Origin of the sequence: Halorubrum sp. SD683, assembly GCF_002135045.1 — an archaeon.
GTDB classification, from domain to species: Archaea; Halobacteriota; Halobacteria; order Halobacteriales; family Haloferacaceae; genus Halorubrum; species Halorubrum ezzemoulense.
In genome coordinates, this window is the sequence record NZ_NEWJ01000063.1 from 1 (window position 1) to 15,631 (window position 15,631).

Annotated in this window: 15 protein-coding genes and 2 pseudogenes; 2 read left to right on the top strand and 15 right to left on the bottom strand. The window is 72.1% G+C overall.

Translation table 11 applies throughout. The annotated features are described in order from the left end of the window. The 8 genes and pseudogenes from B9G49_RS12915 to B9G49_RS12950 all read right to left on the bottom strand — a co-directional run. Positions 1–319 (bottom strand): annotated as a pseudogene (locus tag B9G49_RS12915) (NADH-quinone oxidoreductase subunit B); the annotation flags it as partial. Further along, complete coding sequence (locus tag B9G49_RS12920) at positions 319–735, bottom strand: NADH-quinone oxidoreductase subunit A (protein WP_004596397.1); 417 nt, start codon at positions 733–735, stop codon at positions 319–321. The gene B9G49_RS12920 and the pseudogene B9G49_RS12915, both read right to left, overlap by 1 nt. A gap of 393 nt (positions 736–1,128) precedes the next feature. Beyond that, positions 1,129–1,737, bottom strand: a complete 609-nt coding sequence (gene purE / locus B9G49_RS12925) for a 5-(carboxyamino)imidazole ribonucleotide mutase (protein WP_086216641.1) — start codon at positions 1,735–1,737, stop codon at positions 1,129–1,131. A 77-nt stretch (positions 1,738–1,814) separates the two neighbouring features. Further along, a complete protein-coding gene (locus B9G49_RS12930; RefSeq protein WP_086216642.1) occupies positions 1,815–2,318 on the bottom strand; it encodes an NUDIX hydrolase in 504 nt (167 codons plus the stop codon). A 9-nt stretch (positions 2,319–2,327) separates the two neighbouring features. Beyond that, positions 2,328–3,494 (bottom strand): 5-(carboxyamino)imidazole ribonucleotide synthase, encoded by a 1,167-nt coding sequence (locus tag B9G49_RS12935; protein WP_086216643.1) that lies wholly within the window; start codon positions 3,492–3,494, stop codon positions 2,328–2,330. Positions 3,495–3,713: 219 nt separating this feature from the next. Beyond that, complete coding sequence (locus B9G49_RS12940) at positions 3,714–4,448, bottom strand: hypothetical protein (RefSeq protein ID WP_086216644.1); 735 nt, start codon at positions 4,446–4,448, stop codon at positions 3,714–3,716. Between the two features lie 96 nt (positions 4,449–4,544). Then, entirely contained in the window at positions 4,545–5,741 is a 1,197-nt protein-coding gene (locus B9G49_RS12945; protein ID WP_086216645.1) for a cell division protein FtsZ, read from the bottom strand. Between the two features lie 139 nt (positions 5,742–5,880). Next, entirely contained in the window at positions 5,881–6,984 is a 1,104-nt protein-coding gene (locus tag B9G49_RS12950; RefSeq protein WP_049931240.1) for an AI-2E family transporter, read from the bottom strand. A 153-nt stretch (positions 6,985–7,137) separates the two neighbouring features. On the opposite strand from B9G49_RS12950, the gene B9G49_RS12955 reads away from it, so the two are divergent. Next, a complete protein-coding gene (locus B9G49_RS12955; RefSeq protein WP_049931242.1) occupies positions 7,138–7,635 on the top strand; it encodes an NYN domain-containing protein in 498 nt (165 codons plus the stop codon). Positions 7,636–7,650: 15 nt separating this feature from the next. Here the strand turns inward: B9G49_RS12955 and B9G49_RS12960 are convergent, their stop codons facing one another. Genes B9G49_RS12960 through dapA form a run of 6 tightly spaced genes read right to left on the bottom strand, consistent with a single transcriptional unit; the run spans position 7,651 to position 13,853 of the window. Then, entirely contained in the window at positions 7,651–8,892 is a 1,242-nt protein-coding gene (locus B9G49_RS12960) for a M20/M25/M40 family metallo-hydrolase (RefSeq protein ID WP_086216646.1), read from the bottom strand. Beyond that, positions 8,889–9,803: a diaminopimelate epimerase gene (gene dapF, locus B9G49_RS12965; protein WP_049931244.1), complete on the bottom strand. Its 915-nt coding sequence runs from the start codon at positions 9,801–9,803 to the stop codon at positions 8,889–8,891. The genes B9G49_RS12960 and dapF overlap by 4 nt, the downstream gene beginning before the upstream one ends. Continuing rightward, complete coding sequence (gene lysA, locus B9G49_RS12970) at positions 9,800–11,176, bottom strand: diaminopimelate decarboxylase (protein ID WP_086216647.1); 1,377 nt, start codon at positions 11,174–11,176, stop codon at positions 9,800–9,802. The genes dapF and lysA overlap by 4 nt, the downstream gene beginning before the upstream one ends. Further along, complete coding sequence (locus tag B9G49_RS12975; RefSeq protein ID WP_086216648.1) at positions 11,173–12,012, bottom strand: 2,3,4,5-tetrahydropyridine-2,6-dicarboxylate N-succinyltransferase; 840 nt, start codon at positions 12,010–12,012, stop codon at positions 11,173–11,175. Before B9G49_RS12975 ends, lysA begins: the two co-directional genes overlap by 4 nt. A 57-nt stretch (positions 12,013–12,069) precedes the next feature. After that, complete coding sequence (gene dapB / locus B9G49_RS12980) at positions 12,070–12,861, bottom strand: 4-hydroxy-tetrahydrodipicolinate reductase (RefSeq protein ID WP_086216649.1); 792 nt, start codon at positions 12,859–12,861, stop codon at positions 12,070–12,072. Then, positions 12,858–13,853 carry a 4-hydroxy-tetrahydrodipicolinate synthase gene (gene dapA / locus B9G49_RS12985; protein ID WP_086216650.1) on the bottom strand — a complete coding sequence of 332 codons (996 nt, stop codon included), beginning with the start codon at positions 13,851–13,853 and terminating at the stop codon, positions 12,858–12,860. The genes dapB and dapA overlap by 4 nt, the downstream gene beginning before the upstream one ends. Before the next feature lie 396 nt (positions 13,854–14,249). On the opposite strand from dapA, the gene B9G49_RS12990 reads away from it, so the two are divergent. Continuing rightward, positions 14,250–15,185, top strand: coding sequence for an HD domain-containing protein (locus B9G49_RS12990; protein ID WP_086216651.1), 936 nt, complete (start codon positions 14,250–14,252; stop codon positions 15,183–15,185). Positions 15,186–15,262: 77 nt separating this feature from the next. On the opposite strand, the pseudogene B9G49_RS12995 reads toward B9G49_RS12990, so the two are convergent. After that, positions 15,263–15,631, bottom strand: a pseudogene (locus tag B9G49_RS12995) (acetaldehyde dehydrogenase); the annotation flags it as partial.

Sequence of the window (15,631 nt, forward strand, 5' to 3'; positions counted from 1 at the left end):
TCCCGGGGACGATCATCACGTCGGCCTGCCGCGGCGAGGCGCGGGGGACGCCCGACCCGAAGCGGTCGAGGTCGTGTTTCACCGCGTAGGTGTGCATCATCTCGATGCTACAGCAGGCGATACCGAACTGCAGCATGAACATCGAGGAGCCCCGACACCAGTTCAGGAACTTGTCGAACTTGGTGAGGATGAACGGCGAGGAGCCGAACGCCTCGCGGAGCCGGGAGTTGAACCGGTCCCCCTGCCCGGTCATCCGGGCGTCCCTCGTCTCGGTTACGACCTGCGATTCGTCGGTGATAAACGGTTGATCGCTGCTCATTAGTTGATGTCCTCCGTCGTTTTTCTGCTGGTCGCGCGGGGGCTGCGGGCCCAGCTGATCGCCCCCGACCGCCACGCCCAGACGAGTCCGACCGCGAGGATTCCGACGAAGGCCAACATCGGCCACAGCAGGTCGGCCATCGGCACGCCGGCCTGGACGGCCGGGCGGTAGATGACAGCCCACGGGAACAGCAACACGGTCTCGATGTCGAACACGACGAACAACAGCGCGACCATGTAGTACTGGATGTTGAACCGGATGCGGGTTCCGCCCGTCGGGGTCTCGCCGGACTCGTAGGTGGTACTTTTACCGGTCTCAGGCACGCTCGGACGGAGCAGCGCCGACACTGTCATCATCGCTATCGGGATGAGCAGGCCGACGACCGCCAAGGCGCCAATCGCTATCCAATCGCTCATATAGGTCTCCGTAACGTGCTGGGGTTTGGACCGCCCCCTCATAAGCGTTGAGTCTTGTGCGTCCCCGCGTGTGCGGGCCGGTACCGGCCGTTCGCGGTCGAAGCGACGCTGAAGCGACCGAGAGTCCTCGATCGCCCCTCGATCGTGAACCCGCGTGCGAGTGGGGAGGGGGACGGCGATTCGGTGGGAGACGAGGCATCCGATCTTATAAACCGACGCGCGGTCGCGGTGGCGCGTGCCTACGAGCGGGACGGAGGCCCGCGAGGCAGCACGCGCGAGGGAGCGGTGAGCGCTCAGAGAGCGCGAACAGCGAGGCTGGGGAGGCGTGAGGCACGGTACGGTCGCGGTCGAGGGAGACGCGAGTGGGCGGCCACGGAGCGGACGGACGCCCCCTCACCGGTCGCGGAACCCGTCGATACCGAGGTCGTGGAGGTCGGCGGAAACGTCCGCGACGCCCGCTTTCTGCCCGTCGTGGAGGTCGAGCAGTCGCTCTTCGACCTCGTTGTGTTCGCGCGCGAGCACCTGCGCCGCCGACAGCGCCGCGTTGTACGACTTCCCGGCGTCGACGGCGACGATCGGGGCCCCGGTCGGCATGCCGATCACGGAGTCGACCGACTTCTCTTGAACCGGCACGCCGATCACGGGGACCGGATACGCGATCGAGGCGGTCATGTTCGGCAGGTCCGCGGACTTCCCGCCCGCGCCCGCGACGATCACGTCCAGCCCGCGGGCCGTCGCCGTCTCCCCGTACGCGTACATCAGCTCCGGCGTCCGGTGCGCGGAGACGACGTAGCTCTCGTAGGTGAACCGCGCGTCCGGCGCGTCGCCGAAGTCGGTCTGCTCCGCGAAGCCGAGGTCCTCGAGCGCCTCGTAGGCGCCCTCCATGACGGGGAGGTCCGAGTCGGAGCCCATGATGATCCCCACGTCGGGGGTGGTCGACGGGTCGGCGTCCGCCGCAGCCTCCGATTCGAGCCGCTCGATCAGGTCGTCTACCGTGGTCATGATCGGGCGTTCGGCGGAGGGCTACAAGGAACTCCCGGATGCGGCGACGCCGGTGTGCTCCGTCTCCCGGACGGCGTTCAGAGGTACGGGCGGAGCAGGGCGCCGTCGTGGAGGGCGGTTGGGACCGCCTCGAACCACCGTGCGGCGCGGATCTCGTCGGGAGAGACACCGAGACCGGCGGCGTCGGGAATACGCCCCGCGGCGCGGGCCGCGTAGACGACGTACTCGGCCTCGAACGCGACCGCACCGCCCTCGGCGCCGACGTACGACTGCTCGAAGACGACGACCGGGTCGTCGATCGCCGCGTCGAGTCCCGTCTCCTCGCGGACCTCCCGCGCCGCCGCGGTCGAGGGCGACTCGTCGGGTTCGACCGCGCCGCCCGGAAGGACCCACCCGTCCGACCACGAGGTCTTCACGAGCGCAATCCGACCGTCGGGGTCGCGGACGCGGGCGGCGGCGGTCAAGCCGGTTCCCGCCTCCGCCCACTCCCGAAGGGCCTCGATCCGCTCCTCCGGGAGCCGGATCGACTGCGACTCGCGAGGGGCGCCTGACGCGACACCGCCGGGAGCGTTGTCAGACATCAGGGCGAGCTACGCGTCGCGGAACGTCAGTCCGTCCCGGAGTTCTCGCGCGTGTGAGAGCAGCGCGTCGCGGTCGGCCCCGTCGTCGCTTCCGTCTGTCACGGTCAGATGCCCCATCTTCCGGAGCGGGTACACGTCGTCTTTGCCGTACCAGTGGAGGTCGGCATCGGGCGCGGAGAGGACGGACTCGACGTTCCGGAGCGTCGCCGGTCCGGTCGCCTCTGCGTCACCGAGGACGTTCGCCGTGACCGCGGGCGCGACGAGGTCGGTCGGGCCGAGCGGCCACCCCAGCACGGCGCGGACGTGGTTCTCGAACTGCGAGGTGCGCGCGCCCTCGATCGTCCAGTGCCCGGAGTTGTGCGGGCGCGGCGCGATCTCGTTGACCAACACCTCCCCCTCGCGGGTCTCGAACAGTTCGATCCCGTAGACGCCCCGGCCGTCGAGGACCGCCAGTACGTCGCGGGCGACCGACTCCGCCTCGGCGACGACCGCGTCGTCGGCGCGGGCGGGACTGACGCTCTCGCGGAGGATCTCCTCGCGGTGGACCGTCTCCGTGACCGGGTACGTCCGCGTCTCGCCGTCGGCGCCTTTCAGGCCCATCACGGCGATCTCACGCTCGAAGTCGAGGAACTCCTCGGCCATCGCCGCGCCACCGATCTGGTCGAGCGCGGCGGCCGCCTCGTCGGGCGTCTCGACCGGGACGTTCCCGCGGCCGTCGTAGCCGCCCTCGCGGGCCTTCAGCATGACGCCGCCGAACTCCTCGACGACGCGTTCGAGCCCCTCGGCGGTGGCGACCGCGACGAACTCGGGGACCGGGATCCCCGCGTCGGCGAGCGCCTCCTTCTGGACCAGCTTATCCTGAATCGTCTCCAGCGTGGCCGGGTCGGGGTGGACCGGCACGTCGTGGTCCTCGCTCGCGGCCGCGAGGACCGCCGGGTCCGCGAGCTCGATCTCGAAGGTCAGGGCGTCGACGCGGGCCGCCAGTTCGCCGATCGCGTCCGCGTCGTCGAAGTCCGCGACGATCTGGTCGGCCGCGACGGGCGCCGCCGGACAGTCGGGCGTCGGGTCCAACACGACGAGGTCGACGCCGAGCGGCGCGGCGGCCTCGGCCAGCATTCGGCCGAGCTGGCCGCCGCCGACGACGCCGAGCGTCGGCCCCGGAAGAGTGATCGACATGTGCGGGTCGGTACCCAACAGAGATGAATAAGTATTGCCAATCGACCCGTCGAATACGCACAGATACGGATCAAAGCCGAGAGAGCTGCCTCGGTGCGTCGGAAGGACGGACGGGACGAACCGACAGGCTGAGCGGGGGCCGAAGGGGACGGACCGACGAGCCGAACGAGGGGCGGACGGGACGAACCGACAGGCCGAGCGAGGGCCTGGGAGGGCGAGTCAGACGGAGATCCGTTCGAGGTCGCTCTCGAGTTCGTCGACGAACTCGTTGTACGTCTCGACGAAGCCGCGGAACCGGTCGGCGTACTCCCGGACGTCGGCCGCGGAGGGGGCGCCGTACTGCGAGAGGAGGTAGAGCCCACCGGACCCCCCGATCCGGAGGTACGAGACGGCCCCCTCGTCGTGTTTTAGCTCCCAGCGGTCGCCCTCGACGCGCGCGGTGAACGTCCCGTAATCGTCTCCCTCGTACCGGTGTATCTCCCCGGCGATCACCGCGCAAGTGTCGCGAATTTCGTCGAGGACGCGGTCGCGCTCGGCCACCACGCCCTCGGTGGTCGCCGGCTCGGGGAACTCCGCGCTCACGCCGTCGAGAACGCCCGAGAGCGAGTCGACGTGCTCGTTCCACGCGGCAACGAACGCCGCGTAGTCGTCGAGCGCGGTCGAAAGCGCCGCCGGCTCCGGCGGCTGCTTCGTCGAGATCACGTACGTGTCCGAGCCCGACTTCGGCGAGAACAGGAGGAACTCCAGCTCGCCAGCCTCGTGTTTCACCGTCCACTCGCCGCCGGGCGTCGAGAGCGTTTCGCGCCCGTAGTCGCCGCCCTGGAGCCGCGCGAGCTGGTAGGCGATCCGCCCCGCGTGGTCGCGCACGGCGGCGACTATCTCGTCGCGGCGCTCCGCGACGGCCGCGGCGTCGCGCACGTCGAGGTCGATTCCGAGGTCTGCCTGCGTCGTCACGGGTTCACTGGGCGCGCCACTCGGTTAACCGGTTCGGGTCGGGGTCCGGTCCGCGGTCGTCTATCTGCGCTTCCCCGCCGATCAGCGGCGGCGCAGTCACTCGATCGTCTCGCGTATCGCTCGAATCCGCTCCGGCTCGTCGAGCCCCGAACGGATCACGACCGCCGAGACGGCGTCGCCGTCGGCGACCGGCGCGTCGCCGCTCAGTATCGCGTCCGAGCCGGTCTCGTCGGCGAGCCAGCGCCGCCCGTCGGCGATCGCCTCTCGGTTGAGCCACGCGGGCGGGCCGCCGACTACGAGGAGGGTCCGGTCGGCGCGCCCGCCGGCGACCTCGATCGTGTTCTTCCCGCGGGTCGCCTTCCGGATGACCGTCTCGATCGCCGACACCGCGGCGCTCGTGTCCACCTCGGCGGGCTCATCGGAGCCGAACAGCCCGAGCCCGAATCGGGACCCCGAGTCGGGCGGGTCCACCGCCTGCGTCGCGTGGCCGATCGCCGCGATCTCGCCGTCGCTCCCCACGGCGCGCGCGATGTCGCTCGCGTCGAGCACTTGCTGTGGCGTCTCCGTTCCGTCCGGCGTCTCGCCGGCGCCGAACAGCGCCGCGATCCGTTCGGCGGCGACCTCGTTCAGTCGCCCGCGGGCGTCCGCGAGCGTCTCTCTAGATCGGATCCACGCCGCGTTGTCGAAGGGGAAGACCGCCGCGCAGCGGTCCGAGAGCGCGTCGAACGTCCGCGCGGCGTTCCGCTCGGCCAGCGGCCGATGGAGCGTCGGCGGCGCCGGGTCGCCGCCCGGTGCCGCAGCATCGGCTCCGCCGACAGGCGCGCCCGCGGGGCCGTCCGACGCGCTCGCGGGACCGCCGTCGTCCGGTTCCTCCGTCTCGCCCGGCGTCGGGAGGAACCCGAAGGCGTAGACGGGGGCGTCATAGAGCCGGGAGAGCTCCTCGGCGAGCGCAGGGGCCGCGCCCGCGCCGGCCGCGCCGCCGAGGCCGACGACGAGCAGGAACGCCTCCGCGAGGGAGGGCCGCTGGTCGTCCAGCGCCCTGCCGAGTTCGCTCGCGTGGGCGTCGCCGAGCCGGCGGCCCGCGTGGAGGTCGCCGCCGAGCCCGTCCCCGCCCGCGGCGTCGCCGAACCGGTACCGACGCTCCTCGCCGAGGGCGTCCAGCGCCCCGAGCGCGTCGATGTCCGTGTCGAAGGCGTGAACGCCCGCGAGGAACGGATCGCCGCCGCGGTCGGCGGCGAGTCGGTCGGCGATCCGCCCCCCGGCCCCGCCGAGGCCGATGACGTGTAGTCGCATACGTACCCCGGTCGTCGACCGGGGATAAATGACTTCGGCTCGCCGCGGCCGACGGGTTAGACGGCCGAGTGGTCCGACGACCGCGCGCTCGACACACCGGGGCCCCGCGACGACTCAGAATTCGGGGCCCCGCGACGACTCAGAATTCGTCAAGCCGACGCTGGCCGGCGGGGACCTCGGACCCCGGGTCCGGCTCCACGCCGAGCAGGCGCAACAGCGCGGTGTCCGCGAACGTCAGCGCCAACACGAGGATGATCGGCGCGAGGAACAGGCCGTGGAAGCCGAACACGACCGGGCCGAAGATGTACGCGAGCATGAGCAGCCCGACGTGCGTCGTCTCGCCGCTGAAGTACGGTCGGAGGACGATGTCCGGGACGGTGTCGACGACCACGACCGCGACGGCGAGGAACCCGGCGACGTAGACGAGCAGCGAGACCTCGCCGTCGAGCGCGACGGGGACGGACATCGCCGCCGCGAGCGGGATGTAGACGATCTTCATGCCGATCACGGGGATCAGACTGGCGACGCCGGTGAGCGCGCCCGCGAGCGTCGGGTACGGGATCTCGACCGCGGCGGGGGCGACCGCGTTGTACCCGAGGTAGGTGACGACCGCGATGACCCCGATGGCGATCACGTTGAGGAGGTTCCCGTACAGCACCGCCTCCAGTTCTGCGTCGGCGGTCTCGAGGTACTCGCGGACGATCGCGTCGTCGTCGAAGCTGAGCAGCCAGTCGTGGAACTTGTCGCCGTCGATGAGCAGGTAGTAGGTGACGACCACGGTGATGAGCAGGTTCAGGGCGAGCCCGGAGACCGTGCTCGCTAGGAGCGACGCCTGCTCGGAGACGAGGTCGATGAGCGGGTCGAACTGCCCGGAGCGGTACGCGGTGAGCAGTTCGTCGGCCGTCGGGTTCGACAGCTCCGCGAGGTCCCCGATCACCGAGTTCTCCGCGCCGATGGTGTCCGCCACGGGGTACTGTTCGATGAACCGCCGCGCCTCCAGGATTAGCAACACCAGCGTGTAGCTCACCAGGCCGATGAGCGGGACGCCGATGAGCGACAGCGACACGACCGCGCGCACCCGAGACGGGAGCCGGAAGCGTTCGAGCCGGTGGTAGAAGCGCCGCGTCGAGTAGTAGAGGAAGACGGCGACGGTGAGCGGGGCGACGAACCGATAAGCCACGTAGCCGGCGACGATCGCGACCGCGAGGCCAAAGAGGGCGACGACGAACCGCTTCTCGTCCATGGGCCACGGTCTTCAGGCCTCGGTATAAACTATGGTGGTCGTAACGGTCTCGTCCGCCGGGACCGCACGGAGAGTCGTGCGCGACGGGACCAACCGCGGGTGGCGGTCGCGCCGATCCCAAAACCCCTAACGGCGGGGGGTGAATGGAGACCCATGACCGACATTCACCCGGACCAGCGCGTCGCGGTGCTGGCGGACTCACAGAACCTGTATCACTCGGCACAGAGCTTCTACTCGCGGAACATCGACTACTCCGGCCTCCTCGACGGGGCCGTCGCGGACCGGTCGCTGGTCCGCGCTATCGCGTACGTGATCCGCGCCGACTCCCCCGAGGAGGAGAGCTTCTTCGAGGCGCTCCGCGACATCGGCTTCGAGACGAAGATCAAGGAGATCAAGACGTTCGCGGACGGCTCGAAGAAGGCCGACTGGGATCTCGGGATGAGCCTCGACGCCGTCTCGCTCGCGAGCCACGTCGACACCGTCGTCCTCTGTACCGGCGACGGCGACTTCGCCCGGCTCTGCTCGCACCTCCGTCACGAGGGGGTCCGGGTGGAGGCGATGGGGTTCGGCAACTCCGCCGCCGACGAGCTGATCGAGGCCGCCGACGACTTCGTCGACCTCGCGGAGGACGAGGAGAAGTTCCTGTTGTAGGAGCCACCCGAAGGGCTACCCGAGCAGCGTCGACAGCGCGCGCTCGACCGTCGCCGCCGCCGCCTCCACCTCGCGCACTCGGACGTACTCCCGCTCGGCGTGCGCGACGGCCCCGCTTTCGTCCGCGAGATCCCCCGGACCGAACACGACCGTCGGCGCCGGCACGAAGTACGACGCCTCCGTCGCCGCGCCGAACGGGCGCACGCCCCCGCCGCGCCCGGTCGGGAGACCGACGGCGTCGCCCGCGTCCCGCGCCGCGGCCGCGACGGTTCGGACGAGTTCGTGGTCTGGTTCCGTCGCGAACGCCTCCAAGAACGGCGACTCGCGGTCGGTGAGCGCGACCGCGGTGTCGACGTCGCCGGAGTCCTCCCCAGCGCCGTCGCCGAGCGACGCCCGCACCGCGGCCGCGAGCGACTCCCGGAACTCCTCGGCGGACTCCGGCGGGACGCTGCGCCGATCGACCGTGATCTCGCAGTCCGCCGGCACCTGGTTCGTCGCCGCACCCCCCTCGATGACGGTCGGGGTGAGCTTCGGCGACCCGAGCTGCGGATGGTCGGCTGCGTCCGCGTCGAACGTCCGGATCGCCGCGAGCGCGTCCTCCGCGGCGGCGACCGCGTTCGCGCCCGCGAACTCCGCGGCGTGGGCAGCCGTTCCGGACAGCTCGACGGTCGCCTGAAACCGGCCCTTGGCCGCGGTACAGGCGTCGAGCCCGGTCGGCTCGCCGACGAGGAACAGGTCGCCGTCGAGTCGGTCGTCGGTCCCCGGGAGTCGGCCCGTCAGCGCCGCCGCGCCGAGCGACAGCGCCTCCTCGTCGGGCGTGAGCGCCAGCGTGATCCGGCCGCGCTCGGGGTCGGCGGCGAGGAAGCCCGCCAACAGCGCCGCAAGCGGTCCCTTCGCGTCGCAGGCGCCGCGCCCGCGGATCACCGCTTCGCCGGCCGCGGCGTCCGCCTCGGGGCCGCCGTGCTCGTCCGCGCTCGCCTCGCCCCGCTCGAACGGGACGTGCGGCGTCACCGTGTCGAGGTGCGTGTTCAACACGAGGTGCGGGCCCGAATCGGGCGCCGGGGATCGCTTCTCCGCGAGGACGCAGCCGTCGGCGTCGACGACGGGGTCGGTCGCGCGAGCCGCAAGCGTCTCGACGACGAGCTCGCGCATCGCTTCGACCGACTCGTGGGAGGCGATCGGGACCGCGTCTTCGAGGAACGAGACCGGGTCGAACTCGTCGTCGCGGCCCGGGGTGGCGTCGCTCCGGTCGCTCATCGCGGGTCGGCGGGGAGCGTCCCCGAGAACTCGTGGGCGACCGGACCGGTCAGGGTGGCGTGGCCGCGGTCCGGAACCGCGATCTCCAGCTCGCCGCCCGGGGGGCGGCTCACCGCGGTCTCGCCCTCGATCAGTCCGAGCCGGCGGGCGGCCGCGACGACCGCGACCGCGCCGGTGCCGCAGGACCGCGTCTCCCCCTCGACGCCGCGCTCGAATGTGCGCTGGTCGAGCACCGCGGGGCCGTCGCCCGACCCGTCGTCGACGACGGCCGCGAGGTTCACGTTCGCGCCCTTGGGGAAGGCGTCGGCGTGACGGACCGGCGGCGCGACCGCGTCGAGGTCGACCGCGTCGATGCCGTCGGGGTCGTCGCGCCCGCCGTCGACGAACGCGACCGCGTGTGGCACGCCGGTGTTGACGGCGGTGACGGGCAGCCCCGCGACCGGCTCGTCGACGAGGGGCTCGTCCGCGAGGGCGCCCCCGCGGGCGGCCGGAACGCGACGCGGGTCGAACGTCGGCTCGCCCATCTCGATGGTGGCCGCGGTCGCGTCCGCGTTCACGGTCGCCCGCCGGGTCCCGGCCTGCGTGTCGATCATGAACTCGCGGTCACCCGTTCGGTCGTTGGCCCACCGCGCGACGACGCGGGCGCCGTTGCCGCACATCGTCGCCGTGGAGCCGTCCGGCTGGACCAGCGTCATCACGACGCGGGTCGGGTCGAACCGCTCAGCGACGCTAAGGAAGAGGACGCCGTCGGCGCCGCGGCGGTCCCCGTCTCCCTCGACGCCCGTCCCGCGGTCGCAGTGCGCGCGCGCGAACGCCGCGCGGTCGCCGACGCCCTCGGCGTCCGCGTCGACGACGATGAAGTCGTTGCCGGTGCCGTGGTACTTCTCCACCGGGACGGCGTGGGCGCTCATCGGTCGCCCTCCGATCGGCCGGCTCGGTCGCGCGGGATCTCGCGTTCGACCGTCGTCAGGTCGCCGAGCGTCTCCCTGCGGCGGGCGATCGTCGCGGTTCCGTCGTCGAGCGCGACCTCCGCGGGCCGCGGTCGTGAGTTGTATTGGCTCGCCATCTCGTACCCGTAGGCGCCCGCGACGCCGACCGCAAGGAGGTCTCCGCGGACCGGCTCGGCGAGCGCTCGGTTCTCACAGAACGCATCGCCGGTCTCACAGATAGGTCCGGCGACCGTGACAGGGGTTGCCTCCCGCTCTCTGACGGGGGGCGCGTCGCCTCCCTCGCGCCCCCGCCCGCTCCCCAAGTTGCGGATCGGGTGATACGCGTCGTACATCGCCGGACGGAGCAGGTCCGTCATCCCCGCGTCGACGCCGACGACCGTCTCGTCCGGCGTCGGCTTCACCGTGTTCACGCGCGCCAGGAGGACGCCGGCGTCGGCGACGACGTACCGCCCGGGTTCTATCGCGAGGTCGACGCCCTCGGGGAGCGGCGCGACCGCCTCCCGGGTGGCGTCGGCGACGGCCGGCAGGTCGAGCGCCGGGGCGTCCTCCTCGTAGGGGACGCCGAACCCGCCGCCGACGTCGACGTACTCGAGGTCGAGGGGAGCGGCCCCCTCGGCGTCCGGGTCGGTCAGCTCGCGCGCCAGGTCGCCCATGCGCGCGACCAGTTCGCGGTGGCTGTCGAGCTGGTCCGGGTCGATCCCGGAGCCCGCGTGGGCGTGGACCCCGACCGCGTCGAAGCGCTCGGCCGCGTCCCGCGTCACCTCTGCGGCGCGGTCGTACGGGACCCCGAACTTCGCGGCCCCGCCGGTGGTGACCTTCTCGTGGTGGCCCGCGCCGACGCCGGGGTTCACGCGGACGCAGACCCGGCCGTCGTACCCGCGCTCCGCGAGTCGGTCGAGGGTGTCGACCGCGCCGACCGTGACGGTGAGGTCCGGGTCGGCCTCCGCGACGCCGGCGACGTAGTCGAGGTCGCGAGCGGGGGGGTTGACCGCGGTGTAGTGGAGTCGGGAGCCGTCGAAGCCCGCCGCGAGCGCGCGGTCGACCTCGCCCGCCGAGGCGCACTCGGCGTCGAGGCCGGCGTCGCGAACGGTCTCCAAGACGGCCTGGCCCGTGTGCGCCTTGACGGCGTACCGCACGTCCGTGTCGGGGAACGCCGCGAGCAGGCGCTCGCAGTTCTCGCGGACCCGGTCGAGGTCCTGGACGTACAGGGGCGTCCCGTGGGCGTCGGCGAGCCCGCGGAGGCGCCTGGCGTCCCAGTCGCTCACGCGGCGGACCGGGGGGTTGTCGCCGTCCGCCTCGTCGGTCGCTCCCGCGGCCGCCTCGGCGTCGCTCATTCGCGGAGCGCGTCCTCCCGCTGCGTTGCCTCCAGCGTCTCCTCCTCAACGTGCGTCGCCACGACCGCGGGCTTGTACGCCCCGCCCTCGAACAGGTCATGGTCGCCGACGGACGACTCCACCATCCGGGTGAACGCCCGTCGCTCGGCCGGGAGGTGCCCGTAGATGACCTCCTCCTCGACGAGGTCGTAGACGGGGATTCGGGGGGTCAGCAGGGTGTTCTCGCCGACGACCGTGTTCTCGCCGACGCGGAACCCCGAGGTGACCCGACAGCCCGCGCCGAGGGAGACGCCGTCCTCGATGATTACCGGCGCGTCCTCGACGGGCTCGAGGACGCCACCGATCAGGGTGTTGGCGCCGAGCTTGACGTTCTCGCCGAGCTGCGCGCAGGAGCCGACGGTGTCACAGGAGTCGACGAGCGTGCCGTCGCCGACGTACGCCCCCATGTTGACGAACGAGGGGCTCATCATGATACAGTCGCTGCCGAGGTACGCCCCGCGGCGGATCGCGGTCCCGTCCGGCGTGTTCCGCGTGCCCCGCTCGGCGAGGTCGGCGGTGTCGCGCAGCGGGAGCACGTCGTGGTAGGTGACGCCGCCGTACTCGCGGGGCTCCGTCTCGCGCAGGCCGAAGTTGAGCAGGATCCCTCGCTTGACCCACTCGTTGGCCTCCCACGAGGTCACGTCGCCGCCGCTCTTCTCTGCGGCGCGGACCTCGCCGGCCTCCAGGGCGGCGAGGAACTCGTCGACGACGGCCGCGTCCTCGTCGGTCGCGTCCGCAGCGGTCAGCCCGTCCTGATAGCGGTCCCACAGATCGGAAACGTCGGCTTCGAGGCTCATTGGATGGTGTATGGATGAGTAGCGGTATTTACTCGTCGAAGTAAGTATGTCTCGTCGTTATTCATCGGCGGCCCCGGCGTCCAGCACGTCGCCGAACCCGTACCAGCCCGGGTCGCGCTCGGCGAGCCACTCGGCGGCGTCGAGCGCGCCCTCGGCGAACACCCCGCGGTCGCCGGCGCGGTGCGTGAGTTCGAGCGTCTCGCGGTTCCCGGCCAGCAGGACCTCGTGTTCGCCGGTCACGTCCCCAGCACGGCGGGCGTGGACGCCGATCTCTCCGGACTCGCGCGGCGCGTCGCCCTCGCGGCCGTGGACGCGCTCGTCGAGGTCCTCGCGAACGCCCTCCACGTCGTCGAGGATCGACTTCGCGGTGCCGGAGGGGGCGTCGCGCTTCGCGTTGTGGTGCGTCTCGGTCAGCTCGACGTCGTAGCCCGGCAGCGCCGCGGCCGCCTCGCGGACCGCCCGGCGGAGCGCCGCGACGCCCCGCGCGAAGTTCGACGCCTTGAGGACGGGCACAGCTTCGCTCGCGGCGCGGATGTCGTCGATCTGCGCGTCCCCGAACCCGGTCGTCCCGGTGACGAGGGGGACGCCGGCGTCGGCGCAGGCCGCGGCGTACGCGACCGCCGAGTCGGGGCCGGTGAAGTCGACGAGGGCGTCCGGGGCCTCGCTCGCGAGCAGGTCGTCGAGGCGGTCGGCGTCCCCGACCGCGACGCCCGCGACCGGGTCGGTCTCGGTCCGGTTGACGGCGACCGCGACCGTGACGCCCTCCCGGGCGGCAGCGGCCTCGATCACCTCGCGGCCCATGCGACCGCCGGCGCCCGTCACGGCGATCGACAGGGGGTCGGCGCTCATTCGGCGCCCCCGGTCCCGACGGGAGCGACGGCCGTCGGGTCGATCGTCCCCGGCGCGCGCTCGTCGTACGCGGCCAGCAGGTCTCGGAGCGCCTCGCGGCGTCCCTCGGAGAGCCGCGAGAGGGGCGAGCGGACGCGGGGGGCGCCGCGTCCGCGGAGGTACATCGCCTCCTTCACCGGGATCGGGTTCGTCTCGGCGAACAGCTCGCGGACGAGCGGCGACAGCTCGTGGTGGAGCGTCCGCGCGCGGTCGTAGTCGCCGGAGAGCGCGGCGCCGACCATCGCGCAGGTCCGTTCGGGTTCGACGTTGGCGACCACGCTGATCGTCCCGGTGCCGCCGACCGAGAGGACGGGGAGCGTGAGCCCGTCGTCGCCCGACAGCACCGCGAACGCCTCGTCGCGGGTCCGCTCGATCACCTCGCTGATCAGGTTGAGGTCGCCGGAGGCCGCCTTGTAGCCGCGGATGTTCGGGTGTGCTGCCAGCTCGACGGTGACATCGGCCGGGATCGACCGGCCCGTGCGGCTCGGGACGTTGTAGACGATCTGCGGGAGGTCGACCGCGTCCGCGATGGTCCGGTAGTGGTCGAGGAAGCCCTGCGGTTCGGGCATGTTGTAGTACGGCGAGATGAGCAGCAGGCCGTCGGCGCCCGCGTCGGCCGCGCGCCGCGACAGCGACAGCGCCTCCTCGGTGTTGTTCGAGCCGGTACCCGCGATCACGGGGATGTCGTCGAGCGCGTCGCGGACCGTCTCGATCACCGCGACGTGTTCGTCGTGGCTCATCGTCGCCGACTCGCCCGTCGAGCCGACCGGGACGACGCCGTCGACGCCGGCGCGTTCGAGGTACCGGGCGTTCGCCGCGAGCTGGTCGTGGTCGACCGCGTCGTCCTCGGTGAACGGGGTCGTCATCGCCGGGTAGACGCCCTCGAAGGGCGCGTCGGTCGCCTGGCTGTCCGTCTGCGTCGCGTAGGGTGTCGTGGTGGTCGTGTCTGTCATGGGGTGCTGCGGTGGGTCCGGATCGGTAAGCGGGCCGGTGCGCGCGGGTCGGGGGTCGTCCGGGACGGGGTCGCCACTCCCGCCGGCGGACGGATCACGCGCGTTTTTTCGAGAAGAGCCGCGTCGCTGACGCCGACTGCGGACCGCACGCGGACGCGGATCGGGTCACACCGGTACATGGACCGGTCGCGCGCTTATACGTTGTGCCTCGCGCCGAAACTGCCGCCGCGGCCGGTTGCCCACCCGCTCTCCGCGGTTCCCGCCTCGGCGGCCGCCGCGTCCGGGAGCGTGCGAGGCGGGGGGCACGGCCGATCCGGTCGTCGCTACGGGGCCGAGCGTCACCGCGGGGCCGCGCGTCTCGCACATTTATCCCGGCCGGGACACTCTGAGAGAGGCATGAGCGACCCCACCGACGACGGCCCAGAGCCCACCGACGACGGCCCAGAGCCCACCGACGGCGACGACGCCCACGACCCGACCGCGGAGGACGCGCCCGCAGCGCGCGAGGAGATAGACGCCGACACCGACGCTACGCGTCACGAGTACGACCCGGACGCCGAGCACGCGTTCCCGGACGGGCGGCTCAACGAGGTCCTCGACCGGCTCGAATCCGACGAAGAGGTCCTCACCTACCTGGTGGCGCAGAACGTCAACCCGGTCGCCCGGAAGGGGTACAACGACCACGGCGCCAAACACGTCGAGATCGTGCGCGACCGCGCCCTCCGGCTGTACGACCTGCTCAAGTCAGGCGGCGTCGAGTTCAACGGCGCGCGCCAGCAGGGGCTCGACGAGGCCGACGAGCCGGTGATCGTCGCGCTCGCGGCGACCCTCCATGACATCGGCCACGTCGTCCACCGCCACGACCACCCCTACTACTCGATCCCGCTGGCGGCGGACCTGCTGGACGACCTCCTCCCCTCCTTCTACGGCGTCGCCGATCGGGTCCGCGTGAAGGCGGAGGTGCTCCACGCGATCCTCTGTCACCACACCGAGGAACAGCCGCTCACGCTGGAGGCGGGCGTCGTCCGGATCGCCGACGGCCTCGACATGGAACGCGGGCGCTCGCGTGTCCCCTACGAGGAGGGCGGCCGCGGGATCAACACCGTCTCCTCGCAGGCGATCGAGCGCGTCTCGCTGCGTCAGGGCGACGAGACGCCCGTTCAGGTCGTGATCCGGATGAACAACGCCGCCGGCGTCTACCAGGTCGACTCGCTGCTGAAGGCGAAGATGGAGGGGTCGCTGCTGGAAGACCGGGTCCAGACGATTGCGATCAACACCCACAGCGACGGGCAGGACGGCAACGGCTCGATCGTGGACAAGATCGAGCTCTGACGGGGCCGCGGAGCACGCGGGGAAACGTTTCACGGGCTGCGGGGAGACCGCTTCAGATCCTCCGTGCGGAGGCCGCTTCAGGGCCCGCGGAGCGTGTCGCCCGCGCCGTTCCGATGTGACGCGCCGTCGACGACGCTCGTCGCCGCGACGGTCGTCGTCCGCGCGAGGCGGGCGGGCGTGAGCCCGCCGCACAGCTGGCTCCCCTCGGCGGCCCCGCCGCCCAGCACGGGCGCCGCCTCGAACCCGTTCGAGCGCGCCCCCGTCGCCGCGATCCCCGGCTGGTTGACGACGAGGCGCCCGGGAGCGAGCCGCGCCGCGGCCCGGCGGGCGCGGCGCTGCTGAGTGGTGTGGACCGCCGCCGCGTGAGGGGACCCGAGGTCGGCGGCGAGCCCGAGCGCGGCGTCGAACCCCACGCCGCAGTGGACCGCACTAGCGGGGAACGCGGG